Origin of the sequence: Steroidobacter sp., assembly GCF_036402275.1 — a bacterium.
Taxonomy (GTDB): domain Bacteria; phylum Pseudomonadota; class Gammaproteobacteria; order Steroidobacterales; family Steroidobacteraceae; genus Steroidobacter.
On record NZ_DASWTF010000024.1, the window covers coordinates 25827 to 48836 of the forward strand.

At 62.5% G+C, this 23010-nt stretch carries 25 protein-coding genes; 17 read left to right on the plus strand and 8 right to left on the minus strand.

From position 1 onward, the window contains the following. Positions 1 to 24: 24 nt before the first annotated feature. Together VGD45_RS11375 and lpxL are read left to right on the plus strand one after the other, a co-directional pair. Complete coding sequence (locus tag VGD45_RS11375) at positions 25 to 960, plus strand: hypothetical protein (RefSeq protein WP_331155418.1); 936 nt, start codon at positions 25 to 27, stop codon at positions 958 to 960. Continuing rightward, positions 960 to 1886, plus strand: a complete 927-nt coding sequence (gene lpxL / locus VGD45_RS11380; RefSeq protein ID WP_331155419.1) for an LpxL/LpxP family Kdo(2)-lipid IV(A) lauroyl/palmitoleoyl acyltransferase — start codon at positions 960 to 962, stop codon at positions 1884 to 1886. Before VGD45_RS11375 ends, lpxL begins: the two co-directional genes overlap by 1 nt. A gap of 163 nt (positions 1887 to 2049) precedes the next feature. On the opposite strand, the gene VGD45_RS11385 is transcribed toward lpxL, so the two are convergent. Further along, the gene (locus tag VGD45_RS11385) at positions 2050 to 2814 is read right to left on the minus strand and encodes a 3-deoxy-D-manno-octulosonic acid kinase (RefSeq protein ID WP_331155420.1); all 765 of its coding nucleotides are present in this window, start codon (positions 2812 to 2814) and stop codon (positions 2050 to 2052) included. Positions 2815 to 2824: 10 nt separating this feature from the next. Here VGD45_RS11385 and VGD45_RS11390 point away from each other — a divergent pair, with 10 nt between their 5' ends. The 4 genes from VGD45_RS11390 (at position 2825) to VGD45_RS11405 (ending at position 6244) form a co-directional block, all read left to right on the plus strand. Continuing rightward, positions 2825 to 3892 carry a glycosyltransferase family 9 protein gene (locus tag VGD45_RS11390; RefSeq protein WP_331155421.1) on the plus strand — a complete coding sequence of 356 codons (1068 nt, stop codon included), beginning with the start codon at positions 2825 to 2827 and terminating at the stop codon, positions 3890 to 3892. Between the two features lie 65 nt (positions 3893 to 3957). After that, the gene (locus VGD45_RS11395; protein ID WP_331155422.1) at positions 3958 to 4794 is read left to right on the plus strand and encodes a glycosyltransferase family 2 protein; all 837 of its coding nucleotides are present in this window, start codon (positions 3958 to 3960) and stop codon (positions 4792 to 4794) included. A 9-nt stretch (positions 4795 to 4803) separates the two neighbouring features. Then, positions 4804 to 5835 carry a CDP-glycerol glycerophosphotransferase family protein gene (locus VGD45_RS11400; RefSeq protein ID WP_331155423.1) on the plus strand — a complete coding sequence of 344 codons (1032 nt, stop codon included), beginning with the start codon at positions 4804 to 4806 and terminating at the stop codon, positions 5833 to 5835. Positions 5836 to 5851: 16 nt separating this feature from the next. Further along, a complete protein-coding gene (locus VGD45_RS11405) occupies positions 5852 to 6244 on the plus strand; it encodes a DUF6165 family protein (RefSeq protein ID WP_331155424.1) in 393 nt (130 codons plus the stop codon). A gap of 280 nt (positions 6245 to 6524) precedes the next feature. On the opposite strand, the gene VGD45_RS11410 is transcribed toward VGD45_RS11405, so the two are convergent. After that, on the minus strand, positions 6525 to 7088 hold the full coding sequence (locus tag VGD45_RS11410) for a phosphatase PAP2 family protein (RefSeq protein WP_331155425.1): 564 nt from the start codon (positions 7086 to 7088) through the stop codon (positions 6525 to 6527). Positions 7089 to 7337: 249 nt separating this feature from the next. Here VGD45_RS11410 and VGD45_RS11415 point away from each other — a divergent pair, with 249 nt between their 5' ends. From VGD45_RS11415 to aceK, 4 genes are all read left to right on the plus strand, one after another. Further along, complete coding sequence (locus VGD45_RS11415; RefSeq protein WP_331155426.1) at positions 7338 to 8024, plus strand: response regulator transcription factor; 687 nt, start codon at positions 7338 to 7340, stop codon at positions 8022 to 8024. Next, positions 7981 to 9276 (plus strand): HAMP domain-containing sensor histidine kinase, encoded by a 1296-nt coding sequence (locus VGD45_RS11420; protein ID WP_331155427.1) that lies wholly within the window; start codon positions 7981 to 7983, stop codon positions 9274 to 9276. Before VGD45_RS11415 ends, VGD45_RS11420 begins: the two co-directional genes overlap by 44 nt. Positions 9277 to 9388: 112 nt before the next feature. Beyond that, a complete protein-coding gene (icd, locus tag VGD45_RS11425; RefSeq protein ID WP_331155428.1) occupies positions 9389 to 10690 on the plus strand; it encodes an NADP-dependent isocitrate dehydrogenase in 1302 nt (433 codons plus the stop codon). A 189-nt stretch (positions 10691 to 10879) separates the two neighbouring features. After that, entirely contained in the window at positions 10880 to 12643 is a 1764-nt protein-coding gene (gene aceK / locus VGD45_RS11430) for a bifunctional isocitrate dehydrogenase kinase/phosphatase (RefSeq protein WP_331155429.1), read from the plus strand. 57 nt (positions 12644 to 12700) lie between these two features. On the opposite strand, the gene VGD45_RS11435 is transcribed toward aceK, so the two are convergent. After that, positions 12701 to 13273, minus strand: a complete 573-nt coding sequence (locus VGD45_RS11435) for a hypothetical protein (protein WP_331155430.1) — start codon at positions 13271 to 13273, stop codon at positions 12701 to 12703. Between the two features lie 242 nt (positions 13274 to 13515). Between VGD45_RS11435 and VGD45_RS11440 the strand changes: the two genes are divergently transcribed. Beyond that, positions 13516 to 14889 carry an amidohydrolase family protein gene (locus VGD45_RS11440; RefSeq protein WP_331155431.1) on the plus strand — a complete coding sequence of 458 codons (1374 nt, stop codon included), beginning with the start codon at positions 13516 to 13518 and terminating at the stop codon, positions 14887 to 14889. A gap of 38 nt (positions 14890 to 14927) precedes the next feature. On the opposite strand, the gene VGD45_RS11445 is transcribed toward VGD45_RS11440, so the two are convergent. After that, complete coding sequence (locus VGD45_RS11445; protein ID WP_331155432.1) at positions 14928 to 15437, minus strand: hypothetical protein; 510 nt, start codon at positions 15435 to 15437, stop codon at positions 14928 to 14930. Next, positions 15434 to 16114, minus strand: coding sequence for an ion transporter (locus tag VGD45_RS11450; protein ID WP_331155433.1), 681 nt, complete (start codon positions 16112 to 16114; stop codon positions 15434 to 15436). Before VGD45_RS11450 ends, VGD45_RS11445 begins: the two co-directional genes overlap by 4 nt. 145 nt (positions 16115 to 16259) lie before the next feature. Here VGD45_RS11450 and VGD45_RS11455 point away from each other — a divergent pair, with 145 nt between their 5' ends. The 3 genes from VGD45_RS11455 to VGD45_RS11465 all read left to right on the plus strand — a co-directional run bounded on the left by VGD45_RS11455 (position 16260) and on the right by VGD45_RS11465 (position 19945). Then, positions 16260 to 17126, plus strand: coding sequence for a LytTR family DNA-binding domain-containing protein (locus VGD45_RS11455; RefSeq protein ID WP_331155434.1), 867 nt, complete (start codon positions 16260 to 16262; stop codon positions 17124 to 17126). 126 nt (positions 17127 to 17252) lie between these two features. After that, complete coding sequence (locus VGD45_RS11460; protein ID WP_331155435.1) at positions 17253 to 19460, plus strand: xanthine dehydrogenase family protein molybdopterin-binding subunit; 2208 nt, start codon at positions 17253 to 17255, stop codon at positions 19458 to 19460. Between the two features lie 8 nt (positions 19461 to 19468). Then, positions 19469 to 19945 carry a (2Fe-2S)-binding protein gene (locus VGD45_RS11465; RefSeq protein ID WP_331155436.1) on the plus strand — a complete coding sequence of 159 codons (477 nt, stop codon included), beginning with the start codon at positions 19469 to 19471 and terminating at the stop codon, positions 19943 to 19945. Positions 19946 to 19956: 11 nt separating this feature from the next. On the opposite strand, the gene VGD45_RS11470 is transcribed toward VGD45_RS11465, so the two are convergent. Further along, complete coding sequence (locus tag VGD45_RS11470; protein WP_331155437.1) at positions 19957 to 20289, minus strand: Mpo1-like protein; 333 nt, start codon at positions 20287 to 20289, stop codon at positions 19957 to 19959. Positions 20290 to 20366: 77 nt separating this feature from the next. On the opposite strand from VGD45_RS11470, the gene VGD45_RS11475 reads away from it, so the two are divergent. The 3 genes from VGD45_RS11475 to VGD45_RS11485 all read left to right on the plus strand — a co-directional run bounded on the left by VGD45_RS11475 (position 20367) and on the right by VGD45_RS11485 (position 21389). Beyond that, a complete protein-coding gene (locus tag VGD45_RS11475) occupies positions 20367 to 20576 on the plus strand; it encodes a hypothetical protein (protein WP_331155438.1) in 210 nt (69 codons plus the stop codon). A 196-nt stretch (positions 20577 to 20772) separates the two neighbouring features. Beyond that, positions 20773 to 21078, plus strand: coding sequence for a type II toxin-antitoxin system RelE/ParE family toxin (locus tag VGD45_RS11480; protein WP_331155439.1), 306 nt, complete (start codon positions 20773 to 20775; stop codon positions 21076 to 21078). A gap of 2 nt (positions 21079 to 21080) precedes the next feature. After that, positions 21081 to 21389, plus strand: coding sequence for an addiction module antidote protein (locus VGD45_RS11485; protein WP_331155440.1), 309 nt, complete (start codon positions 21081 to 21083; stop codon positions 21387 to 21389). Between the two features lie 3 nt (positions 21390 to 21392). Here the strand turns inward: VGD45_RS11485 and VGD45_RS11490 are convergent, their stop codons facing one another. After that, entirely contained in the window at positions 21393 to 22379 is a 987-nt protein-coding gene (locus VGD45_RS11490) for an LLM class flavin-dependent oxidoreductase (RefSeq protein ID WP_331155441.1), read from the minus strand. A 191-nt stretch (positions 22380 to 22570) separates the two neighbouring features. After that, on the minus strand, positions 22571 to 22927 hold the full coding sequence (locus tag VGD45_RS11495) for a hypothetical protein (RefSeq protein ID WP_331155442.1): 357 nt from the start codon (positions 22925 to 22927) through the stop codon (positions 22571 to 22573). Positions 22928 to 23010: the final 83 nt, after the last annotated feature.

The following is a 23010-nucleotide window of genomic DNA, read 5'->3' on the forward strand; positions in this document are numbered from 1 at the left end:
GCAACTGCTGCCCTCTATGAAGTGATGACGACATCACCGCCGGCTTCTTCAAACAACCGCGTGCCGCTGTATCGCTTTGTCGGACCCAGGTTCTGGGCCATCTGGCTCGGGCTGGGACTGGTTCGCGCCCTGAACGTTTTGCCACTGCCCATGCAGCTGGCAGTGGGGCGCGCGCTCGGCCGCCTGGCGTATCTGTTCGCGCGCCGCGACCGCCGCATCGCCTCGATCAATATCCGCATGTGCCTGCCCGGCTTGTCGGAAGCGGAGCGCGACGACCTGGTGCGCGAGCACTTCGAATCGCTGGGCTGCACGTTGCTGGAAACCGGCCTGGTGTGGTGGGCCAGTGATGCGCGACTGCGCAAGCTGATTCGGTTCGAAGGCGAGGAACATTTGCGGGCCGCGCTGGCCAAGGGCCGTGGCGCGCTGATGTTGAGCGCGCACTTCACCACCTTGGAAATGGGCGCCCGCGCGCTGACGCTGCTCGGGCCGACCAGCGTCATGTATCTGACGCCGAGCAATCCGCTGATCGCCGAACTGTCCCGGCGTAACCGCGAGAAACACACCGTTCAAGCGGTCACCAGCGAGCAGATCCGCGAGCTGCTGCAGAACCTGAAGAACAATCTGCCGGTCTGGTATGCGCCTGATCAGCGCTACACGGGCAAGAACAGCGAGCTCGTGCCGTTTTTCGGCGTGCCCGCCGCGTCCAATGTGGCCACCTCGCGGCTGGCAAAAATCTCCGGCGCGCCGGTGCTGCCGTACTTTCCCGAGCGCCGCGCGGACAATCGCGGCTACGTGGTCATCATCCATCCGCCGCTGCAGAATTTCCCTTCCGGGGACGCGGTGGCCGACACTGCCCGCTTTCACGATCTGATCGAAGATCACGCGCGCCGCAATCCGGCGCAGTACCTGTGGAGTTATAAGCGCTTCAAGCGCCCCGACGACGATCCGTATCGACGCTGATGAAGACTCTGTTGCCTTTACTCCGGCCGCACTACTGGCCCACCTGGCTGGCCATCGGCACGCTGCGCGCGCTACAGCCGCTGCCGTATGCCGTGCTGGCCGGGCTCGGCCGCGGTCTGGGCAGCCTGATCGTGCGCCTGCCCCTGCCCTTCGTGCGCATCGCGCGAACCAACATCGGGATCTGCCTGCCCGAGCTGTCGGACGCACAGCGGGAAGGATTGGTGAAGGAACATTTCAAGAGTCTGGGCCTGGGTATTTTCGAGACGGCGATTGCATGGTGGGGCTCCAAAGCGCGTATCGAAAAGTTGTGTCAACTGGAAGGCGTCGAGCACTTCGAGGCGGCCAAGGCGCGCGGTCGCGGGGTCATTCTGCTCAGCGCGCACTTCACCACGCTGGAGATCGGCGGCCGCGTGTTGTGCGATCAGCTGCCGGGGAACATCAACATCATGTATCGCCCGACCGGCAACGCGGTGCTGGAGCGGTTCCTGATGCGCAATCGCAGTCATCGCGCCAAACGGGCGATTCCGCGAGATGACATTCGCACCTTGATCACTTCGCTCAAATCCAATGAGCCGGTGTGGTATGCGCCCGATCAGGCGTATCGCAAAAAAGGCGCGGAGATGGTGCCATTCTTCGGCATTCCCGCGGCAACGAACACCGCCACTTCCCGCCTCGCACGCATGACCGGCGCGGCGGTGGTGCCGTATTTCCAGGAACGCCTGCCGAGCGGACGGTATCGCATGGTGATCCATCCCATGCTCGAAAATTTCCCCAGCGACGACCCGGTGACGGACGCCCGCCGCTTCAACGAATTGATCGAAGCCCAGGTGCGCCGCGTGCCCGAACAGTACCTATGGATCCACCGGCGCTTCAAAGGCCTCACCGCCGACTACCCGGACTACTACAAGCGCAAGCGCCCGAGCTGAGACCGTTTCCGCTCGGAAAAGAGAAATTTTTAAAAGGGATTATCTCTCCAGCGGGAGGGGGCCATTCGCGGGGTCGTTTCCGCTCGGAAAGAAAAATCATTTTTTAAAAAAATTGATTCCCCCTCTCCCAACGGGAGAGGGGGCCAGGGGGTGAGGGTCTTCTTCAGCTCGCCAAGCCCACCTGCAGCCAATTCCACTCGCGCTCGCCAAATCTCACATCCGCCCGCTGCCCCTTGATTTTTTCCAGCGAGCGCCGCAGGCGCGCAATCACGACCTGTTCCCACGCGCCACGAGCCTCGATGCGGCCCCGATCGAAATCGAGCAAATAAACATCCGCCCCGTTCGCACCGAGCAGAATATTGTTCGCGTTGAGATCCGCGTGATGCACGCCTTCGCGATGAAACGCCGCGATGGTCCGACCGACCGCACTCCACCCCGCCTCCGGCAAATCACGCCCGGTGATGAGATCCGCCAGCGTCCGCGCCCCCGGCAGCAGCTCAGTGATCAAATCCGCTCGATAAGTCAGCAGACCACGAACGTAATGAGCCGCAATCGGCGCAGGCACAGGCAACCCGCGCCGCCGCAGTTCCGCCAGCAACCGCCATTCGGCGAACGATCGGGTGCGACCAGCCCCAGTCCAAAGGTAGCTGTCTTGCGACAGCTTGGCGACGAAGCCGCCACGGCGATAATGCCGCAGTACCCAGCGGGCCCCCTCGACGCCGGGGCTGGACGAAGAACCATCTTGCAGCCCCGGCCACACGGCCACGTTCAGCAAGGCGATGGAGCTGCGGCCGCCGGCGATTTCTTCGAGCGCGCCGCGCGCGGCCCATTGGGATCGCGAGAACAATTCTGCGCCTGGCTTACTTAGTCGCGATGCGTCGTATAGGATGCCGCCGCCGGCGGTGGCGATGAATTGCTCGTCGGTCATTCGGACAGCAATGTATAACGTCAATCATCCCCCTGCCAGCGTCTGCCTCCTGCGGCTTTCGGCGATCGGCGATACCTGCCACGTCCTGCCGGTGATCCGCACTCTGCAACGGGCCTGGCCCAAGACGCGCTTCACCTGGGTCATCGGCCGCCTCGAAGCCAAGCTGTTCGGGCACCTGCCCGATATCGAATTCATCGTCGTCGACAAGCGCATGAGCACCTGGCAGGCGCGCAGCAAGCTGAAAGAGACGCTGCGCGGTCGCACCTTCGACGTGCTCATGCACATGCAGCTCTCGCTGCGCGCGAGCATCCTGTCCACGGCGATTCAGGCAAAGGTCCGGCTCGGTTTCGATCGCAGCAGAGCGCGCGAGCTGCAATGGTTGTTCACCAACATGCACGTCGCGCCCGCCTCCCGCCAGCATGTGATGGACGGCCTGTTCGGCTTCGCCGAGAAGTTCGACGTGTATGAACGGCTGCTGCGCTGGGATATTCCGCTGACTCAGGATGCCGTGAGCTACGCGCAGAAGCTCATCCCCGAGCCGGGCAACACGCTGATCATCAGCCCCTGCTCCAGCCATCGTCTGCGCAACTGGCGCTCGGAATACTATGCGGAGGTCGCGGACTACGCGGTCTCATCGCTCGGCATGCGAGTGCTCCTGTGCGGCGGCCCGAGCGACATCGAGCGCCGTACCGGGGAAGAAATCGTCAGCCGCATGAAGCAGAAGTGCGAGAACACCATCGGTAAGGACACGCTCCTGCAGTTCTTCGCGACGTTGGAGCGCGCTACGCTGCTCATCACTCCCGACTCCGGCCCCGCGCACATGGGAACCGCGGCCGGGATTCCGGTCATCGGCTTGTATGCCGCTACCAATCCGGCGCGCAGCGGGCCCTATCTGAGCCGGCAATGGTGCGTGGATAAGTACGACGTGGCCGCGCGCCGGCTGATGGGGCGACCCGCCGCCGAGATCCCTTGGACCACCAAGATCGAACGGCCGGGCGTGATGGACCTCATCACGCCGGACGACGTCATCAAGAAACTGCACGCGCTGCTGCTGAGCCTGGCGCGCCATAAAAAGTGAGCCCGCCATGAGGAGACGTGGACCCGCCCATTGCCGGGTCTCACGCTCGCTGCGAAACTGCCCGTATGGTTCCCGAACCCAGTCAGCTCCCGAAGCTGCCCATCACGCTCTTGATCATCGCGCGCAACGAGGCGTCCGCGATCGGCCGCTGCCTGGACAGCGTGCCGTTCGCCGCTGAAAAGCTGGTGATCGACTCGGGCAGCACCGACGGTACCCAGGAGGTGTGCCAGCGGCACGGCGCGCGCGTGGTTCATCAGGACTGGCTCGGCTTCGGCCCGCAACGTAATTTCGCCAGCACGCAGGCCCAACACGACTGGATTCTGGCGCTGGACGCCGACGAAGCCCTGTCGCCCGAGCTCGCTGCCGAGCTGCAGCGACGCTTGCCGCAACTCATGCAATCTTCGGATGCCGGCGCGATCCTGCGACGGCAGACGTGGTACATGGGCGCGCCGATGCGCTGGTATCGCCCAATGGTTGGCGAGCGCATGGGGCGCATCTATCATCGCGCCCGTGCGCGCTGGACCGACGTGCGCGTGCACGAATCGCTGCGCTTCGACGGACCGACGCCGACGCTCGAGCATCCGTTCATTCATTTGAACAACCCGACGCTGGTTCACAAACAGCTGAAGACGCTGCGCTACGCCGAGCTCAAAGCGCGCGATTGGCTGGACCGCGGCAAGCCCGTGCAGATGTGGCTGACGCCGTTCGTCTATCTCGCCGCCTTCATCAAGGATTATTTCCTGCGGCTGGCGTTTCTCGATGGCTGGCGCGGTTACGTCGTTTCGCAAACCGCCGCCGCGTACGCCGTGTACAAACGCATGCGTTACTACGAGATGCGGCGCAATCCGGAGTCGCGCGACCTGGCTGCCGAGCTGCTGCACGGCTATGGACTGGATCCGTAAATCTTAGCGATGACCAAACATTATCTTCTCTACGGTTCGGAGCGTTACGCGCTCGCCATCCTGCGCCCATTGCAGGAGGCGATTCGCGCGCGTGGCCACGAGGCGGCGTGGTTCTTCGATGGCCCGGGCGGCGAAGAGCTGCGGCCGGATGAAACATTCCTTCGCACCACCCGCGAAGTTCGCGAATTCAAGCCCATGGCCGTGCTCACATCGAGCAACGCCGTGCCCCATTTCTTTCCCGGCGTGAAAGTCGAAGTGTTTCACGGCTTCGATGCCGGCAAGCCGCGCCATATTTATATTCGCGGCTTCTTCGATCTGTACTGCACGACCGGCTCGCGCGACACACAGGCGTTCACCGATAAAGCGCGCGAGCTCGGGCATTTCGCCGTGAAGGAAACTGGCTGGCCAAAACTCGATCCGTTCATGCGCGTGCACGGCGCGCCGGAACCGCCGCCGGTGCGTGAACAGCCGGTGATTTTGTATCACTCGACGTTCTCGCCGTCCTGGAGCGCGGCGCCCATTCTCTACGACAACATTCGTGAGATGTCTCGCAGCGGACGTTGGCGCTGGATCGTGACATTGCATCCCAAGACCGCGCCCGAGACGGTTGCGAAGTACAAGGCGCTCGAAGGCGACTACCTGCGCTTCGCTACCGAGGACAACATCCTCGACCTGTTCCCGCAGGTCGACATGATGATCTCCGACACCTCGTCGGCACTCAACGAATTCCTGCTGACGTACAAGCCGGTGGTGACATTCAAAAACCGCCGGCCGGGGCCGCAGCTGATCGATATCGATTCGCCGGATCAATTGCTGCCCTCGATTGAGAAGGCGCTGGCGCGGCCGCCCGAGCTGATGCGCGCCATCCGCGAATACGCCGATTCCATTCATCCTTACCGCGACGGCCACTCCAGCGAGCGCGTGCTCGACGCCGTCGACGACTTCATCGCCGCCGGCGCCCGCAATCCCAAGCCGAAGCCGGGCAACTGGTGGCGTAAACTGAAAATCCGCAAACGCCTCGGTTACTGGGGCCGCGCCTGATACTGCGAGCTAATTCATGAGCACCGAAATCAAAGTTCCCATTTCTCCGGGCGAGCTGATCGACAAGATCACCATCCTGGAAATCAAAGCCGCCAACATCAGCGACCCGACCAAGCTCGCCAACGTGAAAGTCGAGCTGCAGTTGCTGCAGGAGACGTGGAACGCGTCAGCCCACGCCGAGACCGACATCGACGCGGAGTGGAAACAGCTGCGCGACGTGAACAAGAAGCTGTGGGACATCGAAGACGACATCCGCGACAAGGAGCGCCAGCGCAAATTCGATCAGGAGTTCATCGAGCTGGCGCGCGCCGTGTACATCAACAACGACGAACGCGCCGCGGTGAAGAAACAAATCAACACCAAGCTCGGCTCGAAGATCGTCGAAGAGAAGAGTTACGCGAAGTATTGAAAACGTCCGCTGGCGCGGCCACGCGTCCCGGAAGTTTTGCAAGGAATGAAGATGCTCGGCGCTGCGAATTAGCACCGACGCTTCGGCGTCGTCGGGAGTGACCTACCTCCTCCCGGCATTGTCGAGAAAGAGGGACCTTTTCGACAAAGTGCGCCCAGGGACGGGACCCGACGACGTCGCGCGATAGCGCGACTGAGGGGGAGCACGGTGCCGGGAGGAGGTAGGTCGCTGCCGGCGACGCAGGCCACTGAGGCCGACTCAGGCGACGTGAGCCAGTCCGTTACTCGACCGGAAACACCACCATGCCCAGGACGGCCAGAGTCGCGCCGATGATGGCGCCAGCGGCCACATCGGTCGGGTAGTGCAGGCCGAGCACTACGCGTGACGCCGCCACCAACGTGGCGAACGGCACCAACACCCAAGCCAGTTCAGGAAAGCTCGATGTAGCGAGCACGGTGAAGCTCACCGCGTGCAGCGTGTGGCCTGAAGGAAAGCTATAGCGATCCAACGCCGGCGTCCCCGGCACGATGCCGGCGAGGGATATATACGGACGCTCACGCACCAGCCGTGACTTCAGGTACTTATAGAGCAGCACGCCGACGATGCCGACCGCGGCCATCCGCACCGAAGGCATCGCGGCCGACGAGCCGTACACGGCGGGCAACAGGAAGATCAATGCGTACCAGAACACGCCGTCGCCGAGCTTGCTAACGGCAGCGAACACGTCGCGCACCAGGCGCCGCTGCTGGCATTTCCGGTTCAGGCGCAGGCACCACGCGTATTCAAACGCATCGACCCGGCGGAATATCCCGTCCACTCGAACATCTACAGGTGCGGTCGCCATGATGCTTCCTCCTATCGAAGCGACCGAAGCCCCTTCCGATGGCGCCTCGCCTAGCTTCGCGAAGCATCACTGTGCTCGTCGGATACTGCGACAGCTTGACGGCGGCGTGACATTTGTGTGATGGCGCCGCCGAAAAACGTCGTATCCATCGCATTTTTTAGGTATTTGCCGGCACCGGGTCGCGCTCACGTACAATGTGACGCCTATATTTCAGCGTTTCCGCTCCTATCCGGCCCCATATTTCCGCCCATGCGCCTGCTGCTCATCGAAGACCACCGTGACATCGCCGCCAACATCGCCGAGTTCTTCGAGGCGACCGGCGACTCCGTCGAGCACGTGCTGGATGGCGAGCGTGGCCTGCAGCTCGCCCTCGCCCAGCCCTACGACGCCATCGTGCTGGACCTGATGCTGCCCGGTCTGGACGGCCTGTCCCTGTGCCGCCAGCTGCGCCAGGCCGGCCACACGCGCGTGCCCGTGTTGATGCTCACCGCGAAAGATCTGCTGGCGGACAAAATCGAAGGCTTCGAGGCCGGCGCGGACGACTATCTGGTCAAACCGTTCTCGCTCGCCGAGCTGGACGTGCGCTTGAAAGCGCTCATCCGTCGCGCCAACGTTCCTCCAGCGCAGCGACTGCTGACCGTCGGCGATCTCACGTTCGATCTGGACACCCTGGAAGCCGAACGCGGCGGCGAGCGCATCAAGCTCAATCCAACCACGCGACGGCTGCTGATCGTGCTGCTACAAAACTCACATCGCGTGGTCACTCGCCAGGAGCTGGAGCGCGAGCTGTGGGGCGACCAGCCGCCGCAAGGGGATTTCCTGCGCGCCCACATGCATGCGCTGCGCACGGCGATCGACAAAAACTTTGCCACCAAGTTGCTACATACCGTCCATGGCACTGGCTATCGACTTTCGGCGGACCCGCCTCGTCCGTAGGGCGAGCGAGTGGTACGCGCAGCTGAGCCTGCGCGCGCGCATCGCCGGCACCATGATTGCGCTGCTGGCGATGGCGGGTTTGATTTTGAGCGCGTGGGCGTATCTCGCCGACGAGCGGCTCAAGCGCAATATCACACTGGATCTGCTTTCCGAAGAGCTCACGCACTTCGAGCAACGCCTGCATGCGGATCGCGGCGCCGAGCCGCTGCGCTCGGCGCGCCTGAGTATTTATCGATCCAGCGACCTCGCCGAGCTGCCGCGACACATCGCGATGCTCAAGCCGGGCGAGATGCATCGAGTGCGTTCAGGCAAACGCCTGCTCGACGTGCTGGTGCGCGACGGTAACTTCGGCCGGCTGTATATCACTTACGACGTCACCACCTACGCCACGCAAGAAAAGATCGCGTTGCTGGTACTCGGCCTCGGCGTGGTGGGTGTGGTCATCATCGCCGGCCTTGCCGCCACCGCGATTTCTCGTCGGCTGGTCGAGCCAATCACTGCACTCGCGGACCAGCTGACACGCATCGACCCACAACAGCGTCACGTGCGCATCGGTGCTCAGTTCGCGGGCAACGAGCTGGAGCCCATCGCGCGCTCCATCGATACTTTCATGGAACGGCTCGACGGTTTCGTCGAACGCGAGCAGTCGTTCACCGCCACCGCCAGCCACGAACTACGCACCCCGCTCGCGGTCATGCGCGGCGCTGTCGAGTTGCTGGAAACGCAAACCGCGGGACGGCCTGGTGCGACGAAGGCGATCGCGCGCATTCAACGCGCCGTGCGCGAGATGACTGAATTCACCGACGCGTTGCTGGCCTTGTCGCGCGAGCCGCAGCGGGCGGTTCCGGCCGAAACCACATGCGATGTGTACGCCGTACTCGCCCGTGTAGTGGAGGACCAGCGCAGTGTTGCACCAGAAAAGAACATCGTGATGGACCTTCAAGGCGGCCCGTTGCGGGTAGCGGCCCCGGAGAGCATGGTCGCCATGACCCTCGGCAACCTGGTGCGCAACGCCGTCCAGCACGGTAGCGGCGCCGATGTCCTGTGCCGTTCTCAGGGCCGCGAGCTGGTGGTCAGCAACGCGGGCGCGTTGCCGGCCGGGCAGCTTGAAAACATCCCACCGCGCTTCACCTCGCACCCTGGCGGCCACGGCATGGGCCTGTACCTGGTGCGCCGGATCTGCGAGCGCTACGGCTGGGCCATCCGCCTGGAAAACGCCGGCGGCGGCGTCACCGCCACCGTGAATTTCTGAGCGTCAGCTGACGCCCACGTCAGCCAGCGGCCGACCCGGTTGTGATAGCATGCCGGCCCCCAAAATACCGGCTCAAAGCTCCACTTACGAACCAGCTCCACGGAGTTCGTCGATGTCGACCGCAGTAAAACTGAACGTGCCCCCGCAGGGGCAGAAAATCACCATCCAGAACGGCAAGCTCAACGTTCCCGACCAGCCGATCATTCCCTTCATCGAAGGCGACGGCACCGGTCCGGATATCTGGCGCGCCTCGGTGCGCGTCATGGACGCAGCCGTGCAAAAGGCTTATGGCGGCAAGAAGAAGATCCACTGGATGGAGGTGTACGCCGGCCAGAAGTCCAACGATCTGTTCAACACCTGGCTGCCGGACGAAACCGTGCAGGCCTGCCGCGATTATCTGGTGTCCATCAAGGGCCCGCTGACCACGCCGATCGGCGGCGGCATTCGTTCGTTGAACGTCGCGCTCCGTCAGATGCTGGATCTGTACGTGTGCTTGCGCCCGGTGCGCTGGTTCAAGGGCGTGCCTTCGCCCGTGCGCACTCCGGACAAGGTCGACATGACGATCTTCCGTGAAAACACCGAAGACATTTACGCGGGCATCGAGTTCGAAGCCGGCTCGGCCGACAACAAGAAGTTCCTGGAAGCCTTCAAGGCCGCGTTCCCCAAGCAGTTCGCGAAGATCCGCTTCCCCGAGACTTCGGGCATCGGCATCAAGCCGGTGTCGCAGGAAGGCACCGAGCGTCTGTTCCGTTCGGCCATCGAGTACGCCATCGTCAACAAGCGCAAGAGCGTGACGATCGTGCACAAGGGCAACATCATGAAGTTCACGGAAGGCGCGTTCCGTAACTGGGCGTATGCGCTGGCGGAGAAAGAATTCGGCGCGCAGACCTACACCTGGGATCAGTGGGAGCGCACCAAGGCCGCCAAGGGCGAGAAGGCCGCGAACGAAGAGCAGGATGCGGCCAAGAAGGCCGGCAAGATCATCATCAAGGACGCGATCGCCGACATCACTCTGCAGCAGGTGCTGACGCGCCCCGAAGAGTTCGACGTGATCGCCACCATGAACTTGAACGGCGACTATCTGTCGGACGCCCTCGCGGCACAGGTCGGCGGCATCGGCATCGCGCCGGGCGGCAACATCAACTATGTGACCGGCCACGCGGTGTTCGAAGCGACTCACGGCACGGCGCCGAAGTACGCCAACCTGGACAAGGTGAATCCGGGCTCGGTGATTCTCTCGGGCGAAATGATGCTGCGTTACATGGGCTGGACCGAAGCGGCCGACGCGATTATTAGCGCCATGGATAAGACTATCGGTCAGAAGACGGTGACTTACGACTTTGCGCGTCTGATGGAAGGCGCCAAGGAAGTGAAGTGCTCCGAATTCGGCGATGCCTTGATCCGGAATCTGTAATTTGTGAAGGCTTTCCTCGCGGGGAAAGCCTCATTTCCTGCTTGAGGGACGCCCTCTCCTCCGGGAGAGGGCGGGCCCCGCCTGACTTCCCTCCGTCCCGTCTTCGCGCCTGCATAGCAGCGCGGTAATATCTCAGACATCTTCCCGGGGCCTCCCTCCTGATCCCGCGGCTACGGAACCAAAGTGAATATGTCAGCATCAGCAGCCACCGTTCTTTCTCGCGACGCGCTGGTCGATACTTGCGCGGGCGCGCTCGTCCAGTCGTTCGCCGATTACAACGCGGAATTCCGTTCCATCACCCGGCGCGCGCCTCAGAAGTTCGAGGCTCGCGACTGGCACGGCAGTCTGCGCGACGCGGTCGAGCGTATCGAGCTCTACGACAAGTGCGTCGATCGCGCCGTCGGCCAGATGAAGACGCGCCTCGGCGAAGATGTGACCGAACGCGCTTTATGGAGCAGCATCAAACGCCGCTTCACCGAGCTGATCGACGCGCTGCCCGACCTCGAGTTCGACAAGACGTTCTTCAACTCCGTCACCCGCCGCACGTTCGGCACCATCGGCGTCGACCCCGCGGTGGAGTTCGTCGCGCTGGATCTGGATCCCATCGCGTCGGTGAACTCGCCGATCGAAACAAACGTTTATGTGAACCGCGGCTCGCTCGAGTTGCTGTTCGAAGAAGTGCTCGCGGACTTCCGCTTCCGCACCCCGTATGTGGACTTCGATCGCAGCGTCCGCACGATCAGCAACGAAGTCCGCGCTCAATGCGAGATGGACGCCGACGCGTCCAAGCCGCCGCTGCAGGTCGAGCAGATCGAAATCATCCGCACCGTGTTCTATCAAATGACGCGCGCGTATCTGGTCGGTCGCATCTCCGGCCCGGGCTGGCGTCTGCCGTTCGTGCTGGCCCTGCAAAACACCGAAAGCGGCGTGCGTATCGACGCCGTGATGATGGACGAGAGCACCGTCAGCATTCTGTTCAGCTTCACGCGCTCGTATTTCCACGCCGATCTGGCGCACGTCGGCCAGGCCATCGTGTTCCTGAAGAGCATCCTGCCGCGTAAGCCGGTGAGCGAGCTGTACACTGTCCTCGGCCGCGCCAAGCAAGGCAAGACCGAACGCTATCGCGAGCTCTTCAAACATTTGCAGAAGAGCGAAGATCAGTTCGTGCACGCGCCGGGCGACAAGGGCCTGGTGATGATCTGTTTCACCCTGCCCTCGTTCGACGTGGTGTTCAAGATCATTCGCGACCGCTTCGCGTATCCGAAAAACATCCTGCGCGAGGAAGTGCAGAAGAAATACGAGATGGTCTTCAAGCACGACCGCGCCGGCCGCCTGGTGGATGCGCAGGAATTCAAACGCCTGAAATTTCCCGCGGCGCGGTTCTCCAAGGAGCTGGTGGCCGAGCTGCAGGACGAAGCCGCCAACACTGTGCACTTCGAGGACGGCTACGTGATCATGGATCACGTGTACATCGAGCGCCGCATGACGCCGCTCAATCTGTACATCCGCAACGCCTCTCGCGAAGACGCCATGAAGGCCGTGCTCGACTACGGCCAATGCATCCGCGACCTCGCGGTCACCAACATCTTTGCCGGCGACCTGTTGCTGAAGAACTTCGGCGTGACGCGCCACGCACGCGTTATTTTCTATGACTACGACGAGCTCTGCGCTGTCACCGACTGCCGCTTCCGCGACGTGCCGCAATCGAAGTTCGAAGAAGACGACATGCGCGCCGAAGCGTGGTTCCACGTCAACGACAACGACGTGTTCCCCGAGACCTTCATGCAATTCCTCGGCTTCGATGCGGAGCTCAAGGACGTCTTCATGAAAGTGCACGGCGAAATCATGACCGCCGAATGGTGGCGCGGCATCCAGCAGCGCCTGCAGGAAGGCGAAGTGCTCGAGGTGCTACCTTATCACCGCCATCGCGTGCGGGTGTTCAGCAGCCTCTGATCTCGCTGTCGGTTCGGATGCGCCGCCCGGCGACAACGGCCGGGCGGCGCGACTCGGTCAGAACATATATCTGAAGATCAGCCGCGTCTGCGTGCCGTTACTCTCCTGCTCGGTCTCGACCGTCGAGGCTGAGAAGTCGCCGATACTGGCGGTCGATTCCCCTTCCAGTTTGAGGAACGTGTAGCTGGCTTCGCCGCCCACCGAAAAGTGGCCGCCGAAAATGTACTCGAAGCCGAGCGTCGGGCCGATGCGATAGCCATCCTGCGTGCTTTCGCTGCGAATGACTTCGCCGAACGAAGTCGGCTGTGTCACCGTGCTCTCGGTGTCCACATAGGCGAGACGGCCGCCGTAGTAGATATGCGCCGCCTCGGTGACCTGCTTCACCCCGAACACGCCTACGCCAATCTCAAAGGTCTCGCTGTCCTGGCCGTCGACCTCGCCGTCCTGCGTATACGACAGTTCGGTCGTTCCATAGCGGAAGCTGGGCTCGATCCGGAACGTTTTGGAAACATCGATCGGCACGTACAGAAAGCCATCGTCCGAGCGCGCCGAGACGCCGACACCGAAATCGGCCGCCAGCGCGTTGGCCGAGCACAGCGCCAGGCCTGCCGCCACATACAAACTCCGCATCGAAACTCCTTGAAGTTTTCCAGTTGTATCCGCCGCCAGGCAACGCAACGGCGGCCCGCGGCAGGCCGCACAGTGGCGCTAACGCCAGTCCGCCGGCTGTGCATACGTCACAATTCGCCGAGATTCGCCCGTTCCGTGCATGACATATGCAAGCTGGCGACCGACGCCGTGCCGGACTGGATGGCCACGCGACGGTTGCCTAAGATCGGCCGTTTCGCGCCCAACCTATAGGAACAGAACAAATGCAGCGATCGCTCCTGTCCCGTTCGTCTCTGGTCATGACCGGCGTCCTCGCCTTGTTGAGCTCCGTGGCCAGCACCGCGCAGGCGCCGGCTCCGACGCTTAGCAAGGTCGTCTACATCCACGCCGGCACGCTGCTCGATCGTCCCGACGCCGCGCCGCGAGGCGCATCGACGCTGATCGTGCGCGATGGAAAGATCGAGGCGATTCGCGATGGTTTCGTGGCTCCGGAAGGCGGCGCCAGGCTGGTCGATTTGAGCAAGCAGTTCGTGCTGCCGGGCCTGATCGACATGCACGTTCACATCTTCAACGACGACAACAAAATGCGCTCGCGCATGGAACAGAACAATCGCGATGTCGAAGACAACTTCGTGATCGGCATCGACAACGCACGCCGCACGCTCGAAGCGGGCTTCACCACGCTGCGCGATCTCGGCTCCGACGTCCACAGCGTCACGGCGCTGCGCGACGGTATCAACAACGGCGTGCTCGTCGGCCCGACGCTGTACGTCGCCGGACGCAGCATTTCGATTTCCGGCGGACACGGCGACAGCTCCAACAACACCAATCGTGACATCACCGAAATGGTGCACGAGCATGCGCTGAATACTTGCAACGGCGCGGACGACTGCCGCCGCGCAGTTCGTCAGCAAATTTCACAAGGCGCGGACGTCATCAAGTTCGCGGCCACGGGCGGCGTGAACAGCAACATCGCTGGCGGCCTCAATCAGCAAATGTTCGCCGACGAAATGAAGGCCATCGTCGACACCGCGCACATGTTCGGCCGCAAGGTCGCCGCACACGCGCACGGCAAGAACGGCATCAAGGCGGCGCTCGAAGCTGGCGTGGACTCCATCGAGCATGGCACCTACACCGACTCCGAAACGAACGCGCTGTTCAAGAAGCGTGGCGCGTGGTTCGTGCCGACGATGGTCGCGCCGCTCGCCGCCCTCGCTCAGGCGCAAGCCGGCGCCCGCTCAAAAGCTACGCTGGAGAAAGCTCAGGAAGCCGTGGCGAGCCACGGGAAGAACACCGCGGGCGCGATCAAGGACGGTGTGAAGATTGCATTCGGCACCGACTCCGGCGTCGGCGACCACGCCGCCAATGCCAAAGAGTTCGCGCTTCTGGTGCAGGCCGGAATGACGCCGGCCGCGGCCATTCGTTCTGCGACTCTCGATGCCGCGACGCTGCTGGGGCAGGCCGAGCGTATCGGCTCGCTCGCGCCGGGCAAGGACGCGGACATCATCGCAATCAACGGCAGCCCGCTCGAAGATGTGACTCGGCTCGAGCGCGTCGACTTCGTCATGCGCCGGGGCGTCGTTCACAAAGTCGATGGCAAGCGCCAGCCGTTCCCGGAGCAGCTCTCCAGCCGCTGACCTGAAACGCCTCGGCACGCTGACCGGCGTGCCGAGGCTCAGCGCCGGCGAGAGTAACGTCCGGATCGGGCGGCAGCATAAGATTCATAGAACGCCGCATGATTCGACGAGCCGCCTTTGGGTTCCGTGAGACTGCCGATGAAAGCGCAGATCTGCAGGAAGAAAGTCAGGATCGGCGCTCCCCAGATATCGAACAAGCTGTTGCGATACGCCCGCGATGGATTGCGCGGGTCGTAGGCGACCTGCACCAATTGATTGCGATGATGTCGCGCGTTGGAAAGCGGCTGGTTATGGCCGCGTTCCGATCCTGCGGACACGCGCAGCCAATACATCCTCTCACCGATACGGTACTTCAGCTTCGCCTTGTATCTGGTGCAGTTGTAACGCCCCTTGGCGCCGCAGCGACCGTTCGAGGCCGTCACGCTCTCCACCGAGCTCATGACGGTTCGCGAAGTCCAGACGAAATGAGCTCGATCGATGAGAAAGTAGACGAGTGGCAGCGTCGCCAGCACGCCCAACCAGAAAAAGACCGGTTGCTTGACCCTCATGACGCAGCCTCTCCCGACTTGCGCAGCAGCGCGGCGCCGAGATTGACCAGGGTCGATAGCAGCGACACATAAAACAAAGCGTGAAACAACAGCAGCCCGCCACCGGCTTCCAACGCCGCCACGAAGCCAGTCGGCGTCAAACTGCGCACCAGACTCGCGACGCTCTCGGCGAGCGAGCTCCATTCGATCATGGCCTTGCCGAACAAATGAAAGCCCGACAAGGCGAACACATAACCCGACAGCAGCACGAGCAGCAGCGCCACCAGGATCGCCCGCGTGCCGGCGTCCTCACGCAACAGCGAGCCGCAGAGCACGTCACTGACGGAAACGATGCGCAGGACGCGCAGGATGCGGAAGATACGCGCGACCAGCGCGAACTCACCGATCGCCGGCATCAGTGACAGCGCCACGACGACGAAGTCGAACCGATTCCAGGAATCCTTGAAAAACTCCCCGCGGGGCGTGGTCACCCAGCGCGCGGCGATCTCGGCCACGAAAATGACCTGAGAGACCAGGAACAACCAGGACAAAGGCGTGGCGTAGATCTCGGCCGCCGGAGGCGTCGCCTCCAGCCCCATCGCAAACGCGTTGAGGGCGATGAGGAACAGAATCGTGCTGCGAAATCCATCGCTGGCGACCAGCGCGCGTAACCCGTGCCCCTGAAATCCCTGATTCATATTGTTGTCACGGTATCGTACCGGTGGCCCCTCCCGCCGGGATCCAAGCCACACAAATCGGCAACGGCGGCCCCGGGACGAGCGTTCACAACCTCGCCGGCTATGCTAATTTCGTCGCGTGTTCCGATCGGCCAGGAGTCTCGCTGTGTCGGCCCGTATCAGCCCCCTGCCGCGCCCGATGGCGTGGCCGGTTTCGAGTGACATCAAGACCTCGCTGCTCTGCTGGGGCGGATTCATGGTCCTGCTGTCGTGTTATTGCGCGTTGTTTCAGATCGTCGTCGAGCGCACGCCGGCGGATCTGGGCGGCTCGTTCAGCCACGTGTTCAAGAACTGGGGCGTCTGGCTGTTGACCACGCCGGTGCTGTTCGCGGCCCTCCGGAAATATTCCACCAAGTGGCACGACCGGGCCGTCGAGTTCGTCGCCTTCGTGGCCATCGTCGTGTTCCTTTCGACCGCGGTGCCGGTGGCCGTCGATTTGCTGACAAACGCGCGTGACGCGGCGAGCAGCCTGATGATCTTCCTGCCCCGCTACGTGGCCGCGGTGGGCATCGTGTATCTGGTCTGGCACGCCTTCCTGCGCGATCGCCGGTCGAGCATCGAAACGGTCGAGACCCCGCCACCGCCGATGATCGAGGCGACCCCGGATGAGCCGGTCGTGCATGAGGCCGTCGCACCGGAGCCGCCGGCCACTCTGCTGGTCAGCAAGGGAGCGCATCAATGCCTGATCCAGATCAGTCGCATTGAGTGCGTGAGCGCCGCCGGTAACTATGTCGAAATCATCGAACGCGGCCAGCGCTACCTGATGCGCGCCACGCTCAAGCAACTCGAGGACGAGTTGCCCGCCGGCGAATTCATCCGCATTCATCGTTCGCATCTGGTGCGTCGGGACGAGATCGATCTCATCAAGAGCCAGCCCTCCGGCAACGGCACGGTGCAGCTGCGTGGCGGGCACGTGCTGCCCATGAGCAAAAAGCACAAGCAGGCATTGCAACGGTTCCGGCACGCCGACTGACGTTCGGACGTTCGTCCCGCCGCCCGCCCAATCGTCACATTTCGCTCGTCGGCCGCGCGACGGCTCGCTTCAATGGGCTCCTGATCCAAAGAAGAGAGCCCATCCCCCATGCGCCCGCAGGCCATCGTGCGTCCCTTAGACCGTCGCGCCTTTCTCAAGGTGTCCGTATCGGCCGCCGGCGCGCTGCTGGTCACGATCCCTCTGCCTCCCCGCTCGCTGTCAGCTGCGACACGAGCGGCGGAGGTTGCCTCTTCCTGGTGCGTGTATCTGACCTTGCATCCCGACAACACGGCCGTGCTGATGTCGCCGGTGATGGAGATGGGACAGTTCATGCGCACCACCGGCCCCATGATCCTGGCCGACGAAATGGACCTGGACTGGTCGCTGGTGACCGTCACCAGGGACGAGCCCGTCCGGATGATCCGAAACGCCAAGGGCGAGGTGGACTATCAATTTGGCCAGGCCAGCGCGGGCGGCAGTCAGACGGTCCGCAACAACTGGGATTACATGCGCCAGGCCGGCGCGACCGTCCGCCGCATGCTGATCGAAGAAGCAGCGGCTCGCTGGGAGGTCGCGGCCGATACGTTGATCGCCCGAGACAGCTTCGTCATCGACCCGGCGGGCGACCGGCGCATCAGCTATGGCGAACTTGCCGGCAAAGCCGCCCGGCGACAGGTGCGGCCTGAACAGATAAAACTCAAGCAACGCGCCGACTATCGAATCATGGGCAAGGATGCCGGCGTCGCGGACATTCGGGACATCGTGATGGGAAAGCCGCTGTTCGGCATCGACGAGGACTATCCCAACGCGCTGCAAGCAGTGATCGAGCGCGCTCCGGCGCTACATGCCGAGATCGCAAGTTACAACAAGGATGCCGCGCTAGCTGTCCATGGTGTACGTCAGATCATCGAATTGCCGCGCAAGGTGGAAGATCATTGGCCCGGTGGCGATGCGCAGGTCCTCGCGGCCGGAATTGCTGTTCTCGCGGACAGCTTGTGGGCGGCGATGCAAGGTCGCAAGGCGCTGCAAGCTCAATGGAAGAATGCGGCGACGGACGATTCGACGCTGCAGATCCAGGAGTTCCATCGTCAGGTCGCGGGCAACGGCGAAACCAAGAAGCTGGTCAATGAGGGCGACGTCGACGCCGCGTTCGCCACTGCCGATCTCGTGCTCGATCACTCGTACGAGAAACCGCTGTTCGCGCATGCGTGCATGGAGCCGTTCAACTGCATCGCCGACATTCGCGGCGATGGCGCAACGATCATTACCGGCCATCAAGTACCCCATTGGGTCGCGCGCGAGGTCGAGCTCATCTCCGGGATCGATGCGTTGAAGGTCAAGGTCATCTGCAAGCGCATGGGCGGCGGCTTCGGTCGCCGCGGCGAGCTCGATTACGTGCGGGAAGCCGTGACGTTGAGCCATCGGACCAAACGTCCCGTTAAAGTGACCTGGACGCGTGAAGATGAGATTCAGCGCGACTTCTTCGATGCCGCAGCCGTCATGCGCGTGCGCGCGGCGCTGAAAGACAAGCGCATCATCGCTTGGCATCATCGTCAGGCGCAGACACGCGGCCAACCGGAAGCCAGCAGTTATTTCCCGGCGAAGGTCGTGTCGAACTATCGCGTCGATCAGTTTGCTTCTACTTCGAACATTCCTTGTGGCCCGTGGCGCGCGCCGACGATGTTGCAATGGGCGTTCGCGACCGAATCCATGCTCGATGAGCTGGCGCACGCGGCTGGCGAGGATCCGCTCGACTTTCGGTTGCAATGGTTGCTGCCGTACAAGGAATATCCCATCGAGAATTGGGCGACCAAGAGCATTCATTCCGGTCGCATGGCAGCTTGTTACGAAGCCGCTGCGCGGCTCGCTGACTGGCGGCGGCCGCGCACCAAAGGCACGGGACTGGGGATCGCAGGCCACTTTACCTTCGGCACTTATGCGGCTTGCGTACTCGAAGTCAGCGTCAGCGACGACAATGAACTGAAGTTACTGCGCGCTTGGGGCGCCATCGACTGCGGCTTCGCCATCAATCCCAACCACATCCGGTCGCAAATGGAAGGTGGCTTCGTGGACGGCCTGAATGCCGCGCTGTTCAACGATGTCCGCGTCAGCGAAGGCCGCGTCGTCAACGATAACTTCAGCTCGTTGCGCTGGATCCGCCTGCGCGAGGCGCCCCTCTCCATCGAGGTGGCCATTCTCGACTCCGGCTACCCGCCCACGGGTGTGGGTGAGCCGCCACTCGCTCCAGCGGGCGCAGCCCTTGCGAATGCAATCTTCGCAGCCTGCGGCAAGCGTGTACGACGGATGCCCATCGCGGACAGCTTCAAGATCTGAGCGCTCCCATGCCCATCGAATTCACATTGAATCGCCAGCCTGTCACTGCGGCGGACGACAAGGCCGACATGCCTTTGCTCTGGTTCGTTCGCGAGGACCTGCGGCTGAAAGGCACCAAGTTCGGCTGTGGCATCGGACAGTGCGGCGCCTGCACGGTGCTCGCGAATGGCAACGCCGTTCGTTCTTGCGTGATGCGCCTCGCCGACGCGAAAGGTATGTCCATCACCACCATCGAAGGCCTGGCCAGCGACGAACGTCGTCTCCATCCCGTTCAAGAAGCGTGGATCGAAATCGACGTGCCTCAATGCGGTTACTGCCAGAGCGGCCAGATCCTCTCGGCCGTCGCCCTCCTCGCCCGCACTCCCAATCCCACCGACGCCGACATCGACGCCGCCATGACCAACATCTGCCGCTGCGGCACCTACCTGCGCATCAGAAAGGCGGTGAAAGCGGCGGCCTTATTGAATCGGACCAGCAAACTCTAGCGTCATCACCTTCAGATCTTGATCCTGCCGAGCCAGATGTCGCGGTACATCGCCCAGTCGCCGCGGAAGCTGTAGAGCGGCCGGCGGAAGCTCGCGGGTTTGTTCTTCTCGAACACGAAGTGGCCGATCCAGGCGAAGCCGTAGCCGCACACCAGGCCGACCGCGAGCCAGTAGAGCTTGCCGGTGGCGATGAGCAGGCCGAGGCACGCCAGCGCCAGCGTCGAGCCAATGAAATGAAAACGCCGGCAGGTGCGGTTGCTGTGCTCGGCGAGATAGAAAGGATAAAATTCGGCGAAGGTTTCGAACGACTTCGGGTCGACGGCCGCGGGCAGCTTGGTGTCCATGCTGGCTTCCCCTTTTGATAGAGCCTGGTGTTACCTTGCGCCACGCGGCGGCAAACAGCAACGGGCTGGCCTGTACGATGAGCAACCACGACGACATTCCCGACGTCCGCGACGGCCTGACACGCAAGGAACGCATCGTCCTGTACGTCCTCCATCAAACGCAAAAGGAACGCGGCGATCACAACGTGCCCACGCCGATGCTGTGGGGTCGCGTCTGCGAATATTTCTACATCAGTCCCGAAGAGCTCTCGAAGATGCTCGCTCGCCTCGGCGCGATGAAGTACTGAAAGTGCCCGAGCTGCACGCGTTCGCGTGCTAGCTCATTTTCCGCATCCGTATAGATCGTTTACGCGGGGAAATCCCCACATATTGGCTCAATGCGCGCTCAAATCGCGCCTTAGGCTGCTGTTCGCCCGCCAATACCGTACGAACGCTCGGCAGGGTCGTGAACAGGAGTTTACAAAGTGTAGCCTATGGTTTACTATGGACCCACGCTTCAAAGTTTTCCGTTCCGGGGCGTTTGACCGCTGGCTGCGGGATTTGCGGGACAGGCATGCACGCCTCAGGGTGCATACCCGGATCGATAGGCTCGCGGGCGGAAATCCGGGCGATGCACATTCCGTGGGCGACGGCGTGAGTGAGCTGCGGATCGACTGCGGGCCGGGCTATCGCGTGTATTTCATGCGGCGCGGCGTCGATGCTGTAGTGCTGCTTTGTGGCGGAGACAAGAGCACGCAGTCGCGCGATATCGAGCGGGCGATGGCTATTGCTGAAGATTGGCGAGGTTGATCATGGCCACCAAGAAACGCGTCAAAGAAACCTTTGCACCCTACGACACAGCCGACTATCTAAAGACCGACGAAGACATGGTCGGCTATCTCGAAGCCTGCATGGAAGAAGCTGGCGATGATCCTGCCTTCATCGCCGATGCGCTCGGCACGATCGCTCGAGCGCGAGGTATGACACAGCTCGCCGTGGAAACCGGCCTGACGCGCGAAGGCTTGTACAAGGCGCTGAACAAGGACGCAAATCCCAGCTTCGGCACCATCCTCAAAGTGATGCGCGCCTTGGGTTTGAAATTCGTGCCTCAGCGCCTCTGAGTTTCAGCCTGCGTTGACCTCAGCCGCAATCTGATACGACCGCAGCCGCGCGCCGTGATCGTAGATCATGGACGCGACGATGATTTCGTCCGCGCCGGTGCGCGCGGCGAAGTCTTTCAGTTCGCGACGCACGGTGTCGGGCGAACCGATGGCCGAGCACGCCAGCACATCATCCAGAATGGAACGATCGTGCGGATGCAGATTCTCGTAATAACCGGGCACGGGCGGCTGCAATTTCTTCGGCGTGCCGGAGCGCAGAGCCACGAATGACTGCTGCATCGAAGTCACAAGCAGCTTCGCCTCTTCATCGGTATCCGCGGCGAACACGTTGAATCCCGCCATCGCATAAGGTTTGTCGAGATACTGCGAAGGCTTGAACCGCGCCCGATAGATCTCGAAAGCGTGCATCAACTGGGCCGGCGCGAAATGCGAGGCAAACGCGAACGGCAGTCCCAACGCCGCGGCGACCTGCGCGCCGAACAAGCTGGAGCCGAGAATCCAGATAGGAACATTCAGCCCCTGCCCCGGCACCGCCTGCACACGCTGGCCTTCCTGCACCGGCCCGAAATACGCGAGCAGTTCCAGCACGTCCTGTGGAAACGCATCGGGATCGGAATTGAGCGTACGCCGAAGCGCCCGCGCAGTCGCCTGATCCGATCCTGGCGCGCGCCCGAGCCCCAAGTCGATGCGACCAGGAAACAAAGACTCCAACGTACCGAATTGCTCAGCGACAGTCAGCGGCGAATGATTGGGCAACATGATGCCGCCGGCCCCGACGCGGATAGTCGATGTTCCCGCCGCGACGTGCCCAATGACCACCGAAGTGGCGGCGCTCGCAATGCCCGGCATGCTGTGATGCTCGGCGAGCCAGAACCTGCGATAACCCCACCGCTCCGCGTGCTGCGCGAGATCGAGCGAGTTGCGCAAAGATTGGGCAGCTTCGCTGCCCACCGGAATGGGTGACAAGTCGAGAACGGATAGGATGGCCATGGCGCCAGAATACTGGAGTCCGCGCGCCAGGATTCAAGCCATTCAGGCACGACACATGTTCATCGAGCGCCCGTTCCCGCGGACAAAGCGCCTACGGACACAGCCGACCAGCAGGACCGCCGGCTTACGCAAGGAGGCGGCGATGGTGCCACGAGTGTGGTCACGTTTTCGCCGCATCCTTGGCTGGGCCATCAATCGCGAGTCACTTCGTCGTGCTTGGCTTTGTAGATGTCGCGGCTCGCCTGATTCTGTTCGCGATGCAAGTCCACACGCTCGGCGCGAGTCAGCTGACCATCGGACTTGTAAGCACGTTCCAGCTGACGGATGTCACGTTGCTCGCGAGCCAGAGAGCCCACTTCATGACGGGTCAGCTCGCCGGAGCGAACCCCCTGTCGCACCCGTTGGTGTTGATTCTGCTGGCGGGCGTTGACGCGGGGATCGCGGTCGCCCGCTTCCGCCTGGCTCAAGCCAGCAACTCCCATGACGCCGACCATCACCAGCACCAGGCTGATGCGGCTCTTGGTAACGTTTTTGTTACAGATCTTCATCGAACGGCTCCTCGTGTTGTCCAGATCAAGCGACCTGAGACATAGAACGCGGAGCTCGCCCGGCGGTTGACGGGGCTCTTACT